The sequence below is a fragment of the Brevibacterium sp. ZH18 genome (assembly GCF_022748595.1).
Classification (GTDB): Bacteria; Actinomycetota; Actinomycetes; order Actinomycetales; family Brevibacteriaceae; genus Brevibacterium.
The window spans coordinates 1-15,324 of sequence record NZ_JALDSX010000034.1 but is presented as its reverse complement, the minus strand read 5'-3'; the positions used below and the strand labels follow the sequence as shown (position 1 = coordinate 15,324).

Sequence of the window (15,324 nt, the reverse complement as noted above, 5' to 3'; positions counted from 1 at the left end):
GCGATATTCTCACGGGATGCGAATTCCTGTTTGCTAGTGTCACCATGACGGAGCGTGCCAGGTGCTTCGGCCTCAAAGGTCGGCTGGGGTCGCAGAAGGAGAACCCGAATTCGTGATGGTCATCAAGATGTTCGACAGGTTTCTGCCGCCGGACCGCAGGTTCAACCCTGAAGCCCTGCTCTGGGTGGCGGTGATTCTTGCTGCCATTGCGATGCTTGCCATCGAATCGTCGATCGCCGCCAACATCTACAGCACTCCAGTCGCGCTGGCCTTCTTCGTTACCGTGATCCATGCTGGCTCGATGCCGTTGGCTATGCTGCGTCCGGTCCTCGGTGCCATCTTTTCCATCGTCGCCTGCGGAGCGTTGCCGCTGTTGGGGCCGTTTGCAACTGGTTCGCCATGGCCGTGGTCGGTGCCGATGATGATCACTCAGATCGGCATCATCCTCATCGTCGGGCTCCGCGCCCACTGGGGCGTAGCTCTGGCCGCGCTCATCGCCAGCATCGCCGTTTCTGCAGGAGTCGCGGCCGTTGGCCATTTCAACTACATGAACAGCCGCTCGGACGCGGCTATCGTCAACATCGTCGTCTTCTCGTGCATCGCCGGCGGGACCTATGTCGTAGCAGTCATCATCCAACAGTGGCAGCACATCCGGTCAGAGCTTCTCAAAGAGATGGAGAACTCGGCAGAGGAACACTCCAAACGCGTCGTCGTGGAAGAGCGCGCCTTGATCGCCCGCGAGCTTCACGACATCGTCGCCCACAGCATGTCGATCATCAACATCCAAGCCTCAAGTGCTCCCTTCCGACACGAAAACGTCGATGACGAGGTGCGCAAGGAATTCGAGGACATCTCCGTCACAGCGCGGCATGCACTCACCGAGATGCGCGGCCTGCTCAGCGTGCTGCGCAACGATAACTCGTCCCAAGAACTGGCGCCGCAGCCGAAGTTCTCCGAGATCGAAGCGCTCGTGCAGAAAGCGCAGCAGGCCGGTGTTCGTGTCACATTGGAGTGGAACGGAGACCCTGTCAGTCAGAACCTGCGCGACAGCACGAGCTTGGCCGGCTATCGAATCGTGCAGGAAGCGCTGAGCAACGCCATCCGGCACGCACGCGAATCCGAGGTGAGCATCACCGTCAACAACGGCGGAACTGCTCTCTGGATCAACGTCGTCAATAACGCGGGACAGGGCCCGGCGGAGACCGCAGATCACGGGCTGCACCGGCATCAGGGTCTCATCGGGATGAGGGAACGAGCCGCCTCGGTGGGTGGTGAGCTTCGCACCGGATGGACTCAAGACGGCAACTTTGAAGTAGTCGCTGTACTTCCCGGCGCCCAGGACGACTCGGAAGGTAATGGAGCCTCGACAGAGGCACCGAATGCGGAGAGTTCGGGAAACTCGAACACCTCGCAGAAATCGGCCAAGACCGGCTCGGAGAAGTCGAGCGCCAGCATTACAGCCCAACCCAGCACAGCCGAACCCGGCACAGCCCAACCCAGTACAGCCCAACCCAGTACAGCCCAACCCGGTGACGATCACCTGGGTGGCGGCCGGTCAAGCACCAACCAGCCAGACGCCAATTTATCGAGCAGCACCCCGCAGAGAACCAATGGAGAGGACCGCTCATGATTCGAATCGTGATCGCCGATGATCAGGCAATGGTTCGGGCCGGCTTCGCCGCACTGCTCAACGCCCACTCCGACATCGAGGTGGTCGGTCAGGCGAGCGATGGCGCAGAATGCGTGCAGCTCGTGGCTGAACTTAAGCCCGAGATCGTCCTGATGGACGTGCGCATGCCCGTTCAAGACGGCATCGAAGCCACCCGAGAGATTCTTGCAGCGCATCCCCAGGCCTCGACTACCCGAACTTCGAATTCGCCGTCCGACTCTTCCTCGACCGCATCGTTCAAGCAGTCCACACAATCCACACAGCCCACACAGACCAACCAGTCCACACAGACCAACCAGTCCACACAGTCCAAACAGTCCAAGCAACCCACCTCGTCGTCCACCTCGACCTCCCGCCGTACCTCGCTTCTTCCTCGGCTGACGAAGCCGGCAATACCCGCCTCTCCGCCTTCAGCTGCGAAGGCACCGATGGCGGCCAACGATGCTCTGGCGGGCGAGATGAACGCTCATACAGAGATCAACACCGCGGTCCCACGCATCATCATGCTCACGACGTTCGACATCGACGACTACGTCTTCGACGCGATCCGCGCCGGGGCCAGTGGGTTCCTGCTCAAGGATGCGGTGCCCGATGAACTCGCCGAGGCGGTGCGGATCGTGGCATCGGGTGATGGACTTCTCGCGCCGAGCGTCACCCGTCGGGTGATCGAGCACTTCGCGGCGGGTCCCCGCAGCTCCAATGCTCAAGCACTGCCTGAGCTGACCGACCGTGAGCGTGAGATCCTCGTGCTGGTCGCCCGAGGAGAGACGAATACGGAGATCGCGGAGTCACTGTGCATCGCCGTGCAGACCGTCAAAACGCACGTGTCGAGAATCCTGTACAAACTGGATGCCCGCGACCGTGCGCAGGCCGTCATCGCCGCCTACGAATCGGGCCTCGTGGTCCCGAAGGCCCAGGTCTGAGATTCGCTCTGAAGACCACCCCCTACCAGGGTAGGGGGTGAAATACGGTGCTCTGGGGTGACGCGAACACGGACGTCAGTCCGTAACGTAAGTGATATGAATACAGTGAATGTCGAGAGTAAGCCATTATCGACAACCCCGCTCGATCGAGAATCACGTGCGGAGGTCCTCGAGCGCAGGCGTGCCACACGCGGCACGGCGCAGCAGGAATTCACGAGTGATTTCAGCGCTCTCATGGCGCAGGTCAAGGAAGCCGGCCTGCTGGCCAGGCGTCCCGGATGGAACACTCTGCGGTTCGTTCTACTCGGACTCTCCTACGTCGTGGCTTTCTCGATGCTCTTCCTGATCGGCGAAAGCTGGTGGCAGATGGCCACAGCAGTCGTCTTCGGCATCCTCTTCACACAGACCGCCTACGTCGCCCACGACGCGGCTCACCGCCAGATCTTCACCAACGGCAAAGTCGGCGAATGGGTCTCGACGATCGTCGGCAACCTTTTCATCGGCCTCAGCTACGGCTGGTGGCTGAAGAAGCACAACGCTCTTCACCACGCCAACCCGAACAAGGCGGGCGTCGACGGCGACATCGCTCCCGGCGCACTGGTCTTCACTGCTGAAGACGCTCGTGAGCGCACCGGCCTCGCCAAGTGGTTCGCGGCTCACCAGGGATGGTTCTTCTTCCCTCTGCTGACGCTGGCTGGCCTGCAGCTGCACGTGAACTCGGTCGAGGCCATCATCAAGGGCCAGTCGTCGATCAAGCGCCGCTGGGTTGAGGGTGTCCTCATCGCCATCCGCATCATCGGCTTCCCGCTGCTGGCCATCTGGGCCGCTGGCCCCGTGATCGGCATCGTCTTCTTCATCGTCCAGGTCATGGTCTTCGGTGTTCACATGGGCGGCTCGTTCGCGCCGAACCACAAGGGACAGCCCATTGTGCCGAAGGACGTCAAGATCGACTTCCTGCGTCGCCAGACTCTTATGTCACGCAACATTTCGGGCGGACGTCCGATGGGCTTCCTCATGGGCGGCCTGAACTACCAGATCGAACACCACCTGTTCCCGAGCATGCCCAGCGTGAACCTGCACAAGGTCCAGCCGATGGTGCGCGAGTACTGCCGCCAGAAGGACATCAAGTACACGGAGACGACGCTCTTCGAGTCCTTCGGCATCATCGTCCGCTACCTCAATCGCGTCGGACTCGGCGAGGCGGATCCCTTCGACTGCCCGGTCACCGCGCAGTTCCGCTCGCGCTGATCGCCAAGACGATCTGCTGAGCTGAACAGCCAGACGAGCTGAACAGTCAGATGAACTGAACAGTCAACTGAGCTTCGCAGCCGGCGGCCGATTCGCGCGCCGAGGCTGGAGGTAGTTGGTCCCGAGCGACCGTTTCAGCGGGGCTCCTCAAGCACAGATCACCGGCCAGGTCCGTTTCTCGGATCTGGCCGGTTTCTTCTTGCTTGCAGTCAGGTCAGATTGCTTGTAGTCAGGACAGCTTGCTTACAGTCAGGTCAGATCGTCGTGCTCGCCGGAAACCCACTCGGCGTAGCGCTGCGCTGACGACTGGACTGCCTCCTTGGCGCCCGACGAGATCTGCCGACCGAAGTTGCCGTACATTCGGTCGAAGTCCAAGTCTGCCACCGAGGCGGCTATGCGCCTGACGACGTTCGCTGACAATGGCAGATAGTTGGGGAAGCTGCGCATGAACGTCACCCAACCGTCGCGAGCGACGGGCCCGATCGTATCCCCGCTGAGCATGACTCCCTTGCCGTCGGCGCCGGTCCACAGGCCGACGATGCTGCCGGCGAAGTGGCCTCCGGTCCGGTACAGACTGGTCCCTGGGAACGGCTGGGACTCGCGATAGAAGTACCAGATGTTCGGCCCTTGTCGCTGGACCCAGTCGGCATCGGTTCGGCACACGAGGATGGGAGCCGCCTCGAAGGCAGCGCTCCATTCGAGCTGAACTCCGAACATATGCGGGTGGCTGGCAGCGATGGCCTGGACGCCGCCAAGCTCTGTCACTGCAGCAACGGCATCGTCATCGATATAGGGCGGAACGTCGAAGAGCAGATTGCCATGAGGAGTCTGGGCGAGATAGCAGGTCTGCCCGATGCCTAGCCTGGGTTCGACGTGCAGTGCGTAGAGTCCGGGCTCACGCTCCTCGATCACGAGACGGTGTCCCTCGGACTCGAGTTCCTCGCGGGTTGTCCAGCTCTGCCCCGCGGCTGGAACCCACTGGCGCTCATCTGTGCAGATCGGACATTCAGCTGGGGGTGGCGTTGATGTCTCCACACCGCATGTTCGGCAGATCGTGGCGTTCGTCAGTGCGCTCATATTCGCTGTTCCTCCTACTGCTCGAGGGTAGTCCCCGACAGCAGGTGAGACCAGCATTTGGACGCAGTCCGCCCGCCGTCGCGTAGTTCATCGGAGGACTCGCCGGGAGGGCAAGGCTCGCAGCACGAGGAACGGGTGTGACGGCGGGCGGTGCTGTGCTCAGTGCTCAGCGGGACAGGTTTTGTCAGTGCTTGACCACTTGACCACTTCACTTCTTCAGTGCAGTGTTTTCCGCGCGCCCGCGTGGGCCTTGAGGTGGCCGACGAGCACCAGACCGATGCCGAGGACAAGCCATGCGACGAGCACCCACCACTGCAGCGTCAAGGACGCATCCGGGAAATACGAGAGATCGCGCAGCAGTGTGCCCGAGGCTCCAGGAACAAAGAACTGTCCGATGTCGCCCCAGTGCCAGGCGAGGAACTCCTTCGGCGCCTGCAGAGATGAGATCGGGTTGCCGATGAACATCGTAAGCACTGCGCCGATCGCGATGCCGCCGGACCCGATCAGGGACACGAACCCGTTGATGAGGCCGGCTGTCGCGGCCACAGCCAGGCCGGATGCCAGGGCGTTGAGCCCGAAGTTGCCCTGCAGAATCCCAAACCACGTCTGCAGGATGAGCGTCAGAGCCAGTCCGCCGATCACACCGTAGGCGAGGACCGCGACCGCACGCATGCGACGCGAGTGGACGAGCATGCTGGTGAGAACACCGCCGACGATGCCGCCGATGGTCAGGGGCAGGCCCGCGATCGCGAGTCCCGCGCCCGTCGGATCGTCATCGGAGAGCGGCACGACGTCGGTGACCTTGACGTGAGGGACCTCCATCGCCGAGGCATCAGGACCGTTGGCGTCGGGTGCTCCGGCACCTGGATTCTGCTGGGCTGCACCCGGTCCCTGAGCACTAGGGTCCTGCGCGGACGCTTTGAGGGCGTCCTGCATCTTCTTCATTCCGTCCTGCATACCGGAGATCGCCTGGTCGTCGATCGTCTGCTGCATCTGGGTGGCGATTCCCTTGAGCTGCTGCGCCACGGCGGGGGAGGCGGCGGTGGAAGTGAGGATCTCCGGCTGATCGCCGACGATGAAGGCACCGTAGACCTCACGTTCGCGGATGAGCTGCTGCGCCTCGGCGCGGGAATCGACCATCGTGAGGTCGAGCATGCCGTCGGGGGCGTTCTTCGTGATCTGGTCGACCTGCTTCTGGTCGCCGACTGCGGCGATCGGCAGGTCGCGGGGGTCGGAGGTGACCGTGGGCCAGCTGAACGCCAACAGGATCACGCTGACGATGACCGAGGCGAAGACAGCCGCAAGCAGCGCTTGCTTGAGGCTGGGCTTCTTGGCGGCACCGGAGTCATTTGCACCGGTGCCATTCGCACCGGTGCCATTCGCGTCTGAACCGTTCGCACTGGAACCGTTCGCACCGGAACTATTCGCACCGGCACCGGAGTTGCCGCTGCTGCTGTTTGAGTAGCCGCCGCCCGTGCCGCTTGCACTGCCCGTGCCGCTTGCACTGCCTGTACCGCCAGTGCCACCTGCACGGTTCGGATCTCCCGAGTTGCTGAGGATTCTGGTCACAATGGCTGTCCTATCGTCGAAAACGAATACTCGTTCTTTTTACTCCGTCGAGTAGTGTATATCAAGAATGATCATTCGTTTTTGGAGGAAAAGTGCCCAGAGTCACTGACGAGCATCGGAACGCTATGCGACTGCGGATCCAGAATGCTGCGCTCGAATGCTTCGGGCGAAAGGGCTTCACCGGCGCCTCGATGGCTGACATCATCAAGGAGGCGGACCTCTCTGCCGGTGCCGTCTATGTCTACTACTCGTCCAAGGCGGAGCTGACGATCGACGTCGGCAGGCGGATTATGTCCGAACGTGCGGGTGCGCTCGATGACTTCAGCTCCGCCGAGGTGATCCCTCCTCCCAGCAGGGTGTTCAGTCAGCTGCTCGCCTCGCTCGTCGATGACAATCCGTTCGCTCCGCTCGTGCTGCAGGTGTGGGGTGAAGCCACGCATAACGCTGAATTTGCAACGATCGCACAGCAGATCTTCGCTGAGCTGATCGGGCATTTCGAGTCCTACCTGGCGGCGTACTTCGGCCGTGTCCACGAACTCTCCGATGAGGCGGCTCAGAGTCGAGCTGTCGAAATGGCACCGGCGGTCCTTGCCTTGATGCAGGGGTCCATCGTCCAGGTCTCGATCTTCGGCCGTGAGTCTCTCGATCGAGTGTCGCTCGCGATCGAGTCGGTCCTTCGTGGGGTCGAAGGTGACAAGGGCTGACGTTCTGAAAGGTATGTCTCAGGGACCCAGTGGCCCAGTGGCCCAGTGGCCCAGTGGTCCAGTGGTCCAGTGGCCCAGAGACACCTGTGGTGACGCTGATTCGCGTTCCTGCTGTTTACGATACGAAACGTTCTGTTGCGTAAGTCACTGCAGGTGTGCCGCGATACATCTATGACGCAAGCCACACCACAGGGACGACCACTCGATGATGACCTGACCGGGCGGGTGCTCGCTGCAACGCGAGAAAGCCTGGAGGACGTTGGCTTCGTCAATCTGAGAATCGAGAGAGTTGCAAGCGCGGTCGGTTGCAGCAAGACGGCGATCTACCGTCGCTGGCCGACCAAGGCTGAGCTCGTCGCTTCAGCCATCCTGGACAGAGTCACTCTTGGCGAAACTCCGGACACGGGCGACGTTGTCGAAGACCTTGTCGAACATGCTTGGCAGCATCTGACGAACTTCAAGCACGATGGCGAGCCCAAACCCAAGCACAACCGGACCATGTTGGCGATGTTCGATGCTGAGGTCATCCCTCTGATTGAGGATCGCTATATGAAGAAGCGCCATGTCATGGGTCGAGAGATTCTTGCTCGGGCCGTTGCTCGTGGACAGTTGGACAGCCAGCTCGACCAAGATCTCATCATCGATGCCATCGCTGGGCTGACCCTGTTCCGACTCTCGATCAAGCCCGATACCAAGGTCCGCAACGACGCTGAGCTCAAAGACTCCTACCGGACGCTGGTGCGCTCATTGGTGGCCTCGCCGGGCTAGAGGCCGTATCGGGCTAGAAAAGTCTCATCGGACAACACGGGTCGGCGAACTAGACGGCTCACTCGACTCTTCCGATTTCACCCGCCGAACTGGACCACGAACAATCTGCACCACGCTCGATCCGAATCACCGAAAATCCTGAGTGGCACAGCGCCGCAGCTGTGCTGCCTGAACCCGTCTATATACGACCCGTCTATATAAGAAAGGACTCAGTGTGTCCGCACCCTCGCCCTCACTGGTCAGCAAACCTCCGAAGCGCCTACTGGCGGTCGTCGGCTTCCTAGTCTTCGTCGAATTCTCCAGCGGATTTCTGCAGGGCTACTATGTGCCGCTGTTGGACAATATCCGCGACCACCTCGGCGTCACTGATGCTTCGATCGCCTGGTTCATCACCGTACAGACACTGGCTGCCGGTGTCTGTGTCCCGATTCTTGCCAAACTCGGTGACATCTTCGGCCACCGGCGAATGCTGCGGATCGGAATCGTCTCCGTGCTTGTGGGCACTGTACTCGTGGCGTTTGCCCCCAGCTTCCCACTCGTTCTTCTGGGGCGAGTCCTTTCCGGCCCGCTGGCAGTCTGGTTGCCGCTGGAATTAGCCATCGTCCACAACCAGATCAAGGGCGAAACCGCCCGCCGTGCCATCGGCATGCTCATCTCGTCACTGACGATCGGTGCCCTGGCCGGAACGCTGTGCGCTGGACTCTTCTCGTCGATACTAGAGTCACCGGCTGCCCGCTTGAGTGTGCCCGTGATCATCGTGGTGATCTCGGCTGTCTTCGTATTCACCGTGATTCCCGAATCCACCGTCCGGACCGCCCGAGCAATCGATTGGCCAGGCTTCATCCTCCTTGCCGTGTTCATGTTGGCGCTCCTGTCAGGAATCAAGATGCTCGGCGCCGCTCCCGGCCTCGCCGTCGCAGTGCTCGTGATTGCCCTCGTGCTGATCGCAGTCTTCGTCTGGTGGGAACTGCGAGCCAAAGCCCCGGCACTCAACCTCAGAGTCCTCTTCTCCAACCGACTGTGGCCGGTGTACCTGACCTCGTTCCTCTTCGGGATCGTCCTGTTCGGTACCCAGAGCATCACGACGACCTTCCTTGCCGGTCAGCCGGATGCCGTCGGTTACGGGTTCGATTTCAGTGCCGGTCAGATCTCCCTCGTCACAGGCCTCAACATGCTGTTGGCCGCGGTCGGCGCAATCCTCTATGCCGGCATCGCCTCGAAGATTACGCTCAAGGGCGTCCTCATCCTCGGCACGCTCAGTGTTGCAGTTGGCCAGGTGATGCTGATCGTTGGGCACCTGGCGTTCCCCGTCGTCCTGCTGTCCATCGCTCTGTCGGGCCTGGGCGGAGGCCTCCTTTTGGGCGGGCTGCCCGCAGCCACCACCGAAGGCTCACCAGACGATGAAACCGGTATCGCCACCGGCGTCTACAACTCGGTGAAGACCCTGGGCGGGGCCATCGCAGGCGCAGTCTTCGCCTCAATGCTGGGGCTCTTTCTCATCCCGGAAGCCGGTGCAGCAAGCGTCGGCGGTTACATCACCGTATGGGTAATCTGCGCGATCGCGACAGGAATCTGCCCGATCTTCCTGGCCATGATGCGAGCACATAAGACGTCCGTGTGAGCATCTGACGGACAATGACATCGATATGCCGTCGCAGCTGATAGTTCGACGCAACCGATAGTCCGTCGCAACTGATAACTCGTCGTCACCGATAATCCGTCGTCACCGAATCGCACGCATCACGAAATCCTGATGAAAGGACCACACCCACTCATGACCACCACCTACGTTCCAACCGCATACGTGCCGACCACGAACAACGGCTCCGAGCACATCGTCCTCCACGGCGCCACCCTCATCGACGGCAACGGCGGTGATCCGGTACGAAACGCCGAGATCGAGATCAAGGACGGCCGCATCGTCTACGTCGGTGCAAAGCGTGCGGAGGGGGCCACCTCGGCGCCGGGGGAGAACCCGCGCCTCGTCGACCTGGGCGGGAAGACCGTGATGCCGGGCTTCATCGACTCCCACGTCCACTTCGGGCTCTCGATCGAGAACCAGGAGGCCAACCTGGCCCGATTCGGCTCCGAACGAATCGTGCGCAGCGCCGTCAACGCTCGCAACACGCTCATGGCCGGCGTGACCACAGTGCGCGATCTGGGTGGCACCGACCGCGGTGTCCGGGACAGCATCCAGCAGGGACTGTTCCTCGGCCCGCGGATCCATCTGGCGATCACGCCGCTCTCGCCCACCGGTGGGCACACTGACTTCACGATGCCCAACGGGATGTCAACGATGCCGGCGATGCCGATCGACCCGATCATCGATACCGATGACGATGTGCGCCGGACCATCCGGACCCTGGTCCGCTCCGGTGCCGACGTCATCAAGGTCTGCACCACAGGCGGAGTCTCGAGTCCCTCGGATACCCCTGACGACATAGGTGTGCCCGAAGAGCACGTGCGCCTCATCGTTGCCGAGACCGCCAAGCGATCCGGCCAGCCCGTCGCCGCCCATGCGCAGGGGGCCGAAGGCATCAAAGCTGCAATCCGCGGTGGTGTCCGCTCCGTCGAACACGGCTACGGCATCGATGACGAAGGCATCGACCTCATGCTCGAGCACGGCACCTTCCTCGTTCCGACGCTCAGCAGCGCCCTGCGAGTTCCGGACCCGAAGAACGTGCCCGGCTACCTGTACGAGAAGAAGGTCAAGTGGTCGGCCATCGCCCGCGAACGTGTGGCTGTGGCCATGGAGGCAGGCGTGCGCGTGGCACTCGGCACCGATGCCGGTGTGTGCCCCCACGGCGTCAATCTGCGTGAAGAGGTCCACGCCGTGGAACTTGGATTCTCGCCGATGCAGGCGATCGTGGCGGGCACGAAGAACGCTGCCGAACTGCTTCGCCTCGACGCCGAGGTGGGGACTCTGGAAGAGGGTAAACTCGCCGACCTCGTCGTCGTCGACTTCGATCCATTGGCCGACATCAAACCGCTCGCCGAGCCCGACAACGTCAAGGCTGTCCTCCAGGGCGGCTCGCTCGTCAAGGACTCCGAAGGCTGGTTCGGCGTCACACCCGTCCGCTCCGCACTCGGCTGAGCCGGTGGCAGAGAAGGACCAAGCCGTTTCGGCCCGCGACCAGGCAGTTTCGGTGGGTACGGAAGCCGTTTCGGCCGGCGACCTCATCCGCGCCTATCCGGATCTCACAGCGCAGATCGCGGCAGTGCGCGCCGGCGAGGTCAGCGCGAGTGAACTGCTGCAGGATTCTCTGGCGCTTGCCGACGCAGTGGGGGAGAAGGCCGGAGTCTTCCTGCAGCGCTTCGACGATTCGGCGTCGGACGCAGCGCGGCGCGTTGATCGCGCGCTTGCTGATGCCGGAGCCGAAGACGCACTCGAGACGGTGCCTCTCGCCCCGGCGCCGCTGCCTTTCGCCGGAACATCGTTGCCCCTCGCTCCGACGACGCTGCCCCGTGCCGGAAAGTCGCTGCCCCTTGCCGGGGTGCCGTTGGGCATCAAGCCGATGATCGCGGCGGCCGAAGCTCCGACCACGGCGCAGAGCGCGGTCTTCGACCCGTCATTCTATGAGGGACGCGATTCAGTGGTCGTCGATCGCCTGCGGGCTGCCGGTGCTGTCGTCGAAGGAACGACGACCATGGCCGAGCATGCCGCCGGCCGACCGGATCCGGCCTTGGGGTTCCCGCTGCCGCGAAACCCCTGGGACCTGTCTCGGTGGCCGGGTGGCTCCAGCTGCGGAACCGCCATCGGCATCAGCTTGGGCATCTTCGCCGGGGGACTGGGCACGGACACCTCAGGCAGCTGCCGCATCCCCGCCGCCTACTGCGGCATCACCGGGATGCGGCCAACCCGTGGGTCAGTGCCGACGGGCGGCGTACTCAACGCAAGCCCCACCCTCGACGTGGTCGGACCGATGGCCAGGAGCGCTCGTGACTGCCGACTGCTGCTCGAAGTCATGCAGGGACGAGCTGCGGGGAGGGGCGGCGAGCAGGACAACTCGTCCGAGGTCGCGGCGCCGTCGAAGCAGCACACGGCCAATCCCGGCAGCGAGCAGGCGACTCGGCGCATCGGCGTCCCGAAGCAGGTCGTCGAATCCGATCGGATCGGATCGGCGGTGAACACGGCCTTCTCCCAGGCGCTGGTCGATCTGAGCGCGAGCGGTTTCGACATCGACTATGTCGATCTGCCCTTCCTCGACGAACTCATCGCGGCCACGATGATCATCATGATCCGCGAGATGTATGAAGTTCACGAGGAGTCCCTGCCCACCCGCTGGACCGACTACGGTCGATCCTTCCGGCGCCTGGCAGTCATGGGGTGCGTCATCAGCGATGACATCTACCATCGTGCGCTGGGTGCGGCGGACCACCTCGGCGCTCTGCTCGACGAAGTCCTGCAAAACGTCGATGCACTGGTTCTGCCGACCTGGCCGGAACCTGCCCCGCCCTACGTCTTCAAGGGCGGCACACCACAGGAGGAATGGAACCTCACCGCCGCATTCTGCGCCGTGCCGCATCCCTCGCTGGCGCTGCCAATGGGCTTCGACGACGCTGGACTGCCGCTGTCGCTGCAGGTCGTCGGTCCCTACTCCCCGGACGATCCAGACAGAGGCAACACTGTGATCCTGAACATCGGTGAGGCGTTCCAAGCCCTGACCGACCATCACAGGCGCTTCGCCCATATCGACGCCGAGGCGGTTGTTTCGCCGGTGCCGGACCCTGACGACAGTGCATCTGGAGACAGTGCACCTGGAGACAGTGCACCTGGAGAGAGTGCGCCCGGAAACAGTGCGCCTGGAAACAGTGCACCTGACGAGGGGTCGCCTGATGACAGAGATATTGCGAGGTCAGCTGTCCTGTTCGATCAGTTGCCAGAACCGCTGAGACGATTGGGCATTCCGTTCGACGAGGCGGACTCGACGACGCTGCTCGCCCTGGCCAGACTCTTCACGACGATGACCTGAACAGATGACCTGAACAGATGATCTGACCAGGTGACCTGAACAAGGGGTCGGGAACTCCATGCCCACGACACCCTGCACCATCGACACACAGCACCATCCACAAACAGCACCATCGACACCCCGCATACGCGCACCAACCATCACCGCAGAGGAAGCACAATGACGATCGATTTCACGACTGAGGCACTGTCCCTGACCACCGAGCTGCGCGACCTGCGCCGCGAACTCCACCGCAACCCCGAACTGGGACTCGAGCTGCCCTACACCCAGAAGATGATCCTCGACGCCCTTGAGGGCCTGCCGCTCGAGATCACCACCGGCCAGGGACTCAACTCCGTCGTCGCCGTCCTTCGCGGCGGCAAGCCGGGGCCCACGATCCTCCTGCGCGGAGACATGGATGCCCTTCCCGTCGAAGAGGCCACGGGCCTCGACTATGCGTCGACGAACGGGAACATGCATGCCTGCGGACACGACCTGCACGTGACCGGACTGGTGGGCGCCGCCAAGCTTCTGTCCGCCCACCAGGCCGAGCTCGCCGGAACCGTGGCATTCATGTTCCAGCCCGGCGAAGAGGGCCAGGGCGGAGCGAAGATCATGCTCGAGGAGGGCATGTTCGAGTCCATCGGCGCCACTCCCGATGCCGCCTACGCGATCCACGTTGCGCCCGGCGTTCCCGGCACCTTCGTCAGCCGTCCTGGCACGGTCATGGCCGGGGCCAACACTCTCCATGTGACCATGCACGGCAAGGGTGGGCACAGCTCACGTCCCGAGGACTCGACCGATCCGATTCGCCCGCTGATGGAATTCGGCCAGGCTCTGTATTCGATGATCACGGGTTCGTTCAGCGTCTTCGACCCCATCGTCGCCGAGGTGACTCAGCTCGAGGCCGGAAACGCCGTCAACATCATTCCCGCGACTGCGAAGCTCGGCGCTTCGGTCCGAACACTGTCGGCAGAGTCGACGACGAAGTTCCCTGTCCTGGCCACGCAGCTTGCGCAGTCGATCGCCGCCGCTCACGGCTGCACCGCCGAGGTGGTGTGGAACGAGCAGTACCCCGTGACGATCAATGATGCGCAGGAAACCGAGTTCGTCGCCGCGACGCTGAAGGACACCTTCGGGGCCGAACGCTATGTCCAGGCACCGGATCCGGTCATGGGCTCTGAGGACTTCTCCTTCGTGCTCAACGAAGTTCCCGGAGCGTTCCTCTTCTTCTTTGTCTCACCCGAAGGGGTGGATCCGGCGACGGCGGCGACGAACCACTCGCCCGAGGTGCTCTTCGACGACGCGCATCTGCCGGATCAGGCTGCGGCACTGGCCACTCTCGCCTGGGCACGGTCCCTGCGCGGCTGAGCACGGGAGCATTCCTGGCACCGGGTTAGACACTGTCGCCATCCTCGTCGACCGAGTGGACCCGGTCCTCGCGCATGCTGACCTTGTCGACTCCCTTGAGCTCCATGAGCTGGGGGATGAGCATGTGCAGCGGCGGCTTGCCCTCGAATTTTCCGTCGATCTGGACCATGTGCACGCCCTCGTCGGTCTCGAAGCGTCGGGAGTCGACGATGGTGTTGGCAAAGCCCATCGTGGATGCGACTGCGAGGATATCTCGGAGGATTCCTCCGCCGTCCCGGTAGGTGATCCGCAGCAGTTTGCGGTGATCGTTGTCGGGAATCCGCCGGATCAGGGGCGCGATGACGAACAGCGTCAGCAGGTGCAGGATTGTGAGCATGATGGCCAGAGTGACCATGCCTGCACCGCAGGCCATGCCCACGGCCGCCGTCACCCAGATGGTGGCGGCGGTGGTGAGGCCGCGGACCATGTTGCGACCTTTGAAGATCACCCCAGCGCCCAGGAAGCCGATGCCCGAGACGATCTGAGCAGCGATCCGGGAAGGATCGAGGCGGACGTCATTCTCGAGCACACCGGCGAAGCCGTATGCCGAGACCAAAGTGAAGGCACACGTTCCGATGCCCACGAGCACATGGGTGCGATACCCGGCGCTCTTCTGCCTGAACTGTCGTTCGAACCCAATGAGCGAACACAGCACGAAGCTCGCCAGGAGCAGCTCGGCCTGGATGAGACCGGTGGAACCGAAGAAGTCGACCTGTGAATTCATTGCCCTCCAACACATTGCCGCTCTGATCTGCAGACCTCTTCACAGTAGCCCGGTACGGCGGCGGTCGGTAGCCTGTCGGTCGTCGACTCCGTGCTGTCCTGGGTCCGACAGTGCCCCGGATTCGATGCTGCCAGGGTTCGTCGGTGCCTTGGATCAGTTGAACTTGGCGTGGTAGATGGCTGGGGAACACCGAGGTGTCGTCAGCGGCAGTTTCGCGCACCGTTTCCGGAGGACCATCTGAAACGGGCCATCGCCGAGGTGGTCTGAGCACCTCGGCGAT

Annotated in this window: 11 protein-coding genes and 2 pseudogenes; 10 read left to right on the top strand and 3 right to left on the bottom strand. The window is 62.6% G+C overall.

What is annotated here, in order from left to right; all coding sequences use genetic code 11:
- Positions 1–115 precede the first annotated feature (115 nt).
- From MPN20_RS12185 to MPN20_RS12170, 4 genes and pseudogenes are all read left to right on the top strand, one after another.
- A complete protein-coding gene (locus MPN20_RS12185; RefSeq protein WP_242782564.1) occupies positions 116–1,630 on the top strand; it encodes a histidine kinase in 1,515 nt (504 codons plus the stop codon).
- Positions 1,627–1,848: pseudogene (locus MPN20_RS12180) on the top strand (response regulator); the annotation flags it as partial. The gene MPN20_RS12185 and the pseudogene MPN20_RS12180, both read left to right, overlap by 4 nt.
- A gap of 309 nt (positions 1,849–2,157) precedes the next feature.
- Positions 2,158–2,592 (top strand): annotated as a pseudogene (locus tag MPN20_RS12175) (response regulator transcription factor); the annotation flags it as partial.
- Between the two features lie 96 nt (positions 2,593–2,688).
- Complete coding sequence (locus MPN20_RS12170) at positions 2,689–3,840, top strand: acyl-CoA desaturase (protein ID WP_242782539.1); 1,152 nt, start codon at positions 2,689–2,691, stop codon at positions 3,838–3,840.
- 249 nt (positions 3,841–4,089) lie between these two features.
- On the opposite strand, the gene MPN20_RS12165 is transcribed toward MPN20_RS12170, so the two are convergent.
- A complete protein-coding gene (locus MPN20_RS12165; protein ID WP_242782537.1) occupies positions 4,090–4,917 on the bottom strand; it encodes a hydrolase in 828 nt (275 codons plus the stop codon).
- A 216-nt stretch (positions 4,918–5,133) separates the two neighbouring features.
- Positions 5,134–6,486 carry an ABC transporter permease gene (locus MPN20_RS12160; protein WP_242782535.1) on the bottom strand — a complete coding sequence of 451 codons (1,353 nt, stop codon included), beginning with the start codon at positions 6,484–6,486 and terminating at the stop codon, positions 5,134–5,136.
- 92 nt (positions 6,487–6,578) lie between these two features.
- Between MPN20_RS12160 and MPN20_RS12155 the strand changes: the two genes are divergently transcribed.
- The 6 genes from MPN20_RS12155 to MPN20_RS12130 all read left to right on the top strand — a co-directional run bounded on the left by MPN20_RS12155 (position 6,579) and on the right by MPN20_RS12130 (position 14,281).
- Complete coding sequence (locus MPN20_RS12155; RefSeq protein ID WP_242782533.1) at positions 6,579–7,190, top strand: TetR/AcrR family transcriptional regulator; 612 nt, start codon at positions 6,579–6,581, stop codon at positions 7,188–7,190.
- 171 nt (positions 7,191–7,361) lie between these two features.
- Positions 7,362–7,958, top strand: a complete 597-nt coding sequence (locus MPN20_RS12150) for a TetR-like C-terminal domain-containing protein (protein WP_242782531.1) — start codon at positions 7,362–7,364, stop codon at positions 7,956–7,958.
- Between the two features lie 214 nt (positions 7,959–8,172).
- A complete protein-coding gene (locus MPN20_RS12145) occupies positions 8,173–9,579 on the top strand; it encodes an MFS transporter (protein ID WP_242782529.1) in 1,407 nt (468 codons plus the stop codon).
- Between the two features lie 153 nt (positions 9,580–9,732).
- A complete protein-coding gene (locus MPN20_RS12140) occupies positions 9,733–11,052 on the top strand; it encodes an amidohydrolase family protein (protein WP_242782527.1) in 1,320 nt (439 codons plus the stop codon).
- Positions 11,053–11,056: 4 nt separating this feature from the next.
- Complete coding sequence (locus MPN20_RS12135) at positions 11,057–12,931, top strand: amidase (protein ID WP_242782525.1); 1,875 nt, start codon at positions 11,057–11,059, stop codon at positions 12,929–12,931.
- Between the two features lie 159 nt (positions 12,932–13,090).
- Positions 13,091–14,281: a M20 family metallopeptidase gene (locus MPN20_RS12130; RefSeq protein WP_242782523.1), complete on the top strand. Its 1,191-nt coding sequence runs from the start codon at positions 13,091–13,093 to the stop codon at positions 14,279–14,281.
- 25 nt (positions 14,282–14,306) lie between these two features.
- On the opposite strand, the gene MPN20_RS12125 is transcribed toward MPN20_RS12130, so the two are convergent.
- A complete protein-coding gene (locus tag MPN20_RS12125; protein WP_242782522.1) occupies positions 14,307–15,044 on the bottom strand; it encodes an MgtC/SapB family protein in 738 nt (245 codons plus the stop codon).
- Positions 15,045–15,324: the final 280 nt, after the last annotated feature.

Coding starts and splice junctions, on each gene's coding strand:
- MPN20_RS12165 (WP_242782537.1), bottom strand. CDS start 4,917: ATGAGCGCACTGACGAACGCCACGATCTGCCGAACATGCGGTGTGGAG.
- MPN20_RS12185 (WP_242782564.1), top strand. CDS start 116: ATGGTCATCAAGATGTTCGACAGGTTTCTGCCGCCGGACCGCAGGTTC.
- MPN20_RS12140 (WP_242782527.1), top strand. CDS start 9,733: ATGACCACCACCTACGTTCCAACCGCATACGTGCCGACCACGAACAAC.
- MPN20_RS12125 (WP_242782522.1), bottom strand. CDS start 15,044: ATGAATTCACAGGTCGACTTCTTCGGTTCCACCGGTCTCATCCAGGCC.
- MPN20_RS12170 (WP_242782539.1), top strand. CDS start 2,689: ATGAATACAGTGAATGTCGAGAGTAAGCCATTATCGACAACCCCGCTC.
- MPN20_RS12130 (WP_242782523.1), top strand. CDS start 13,091: ATGACGATCGATTTCACGACTGAGGCACTGTCCCTGACCACCGAGCTG.
- MPN20_RS12150 (WP_242782531.1), top strand. CDS start 7,362: ATGACGCAAGCCACACCACAGGGACGACCACTCGATGATGACCTGACC.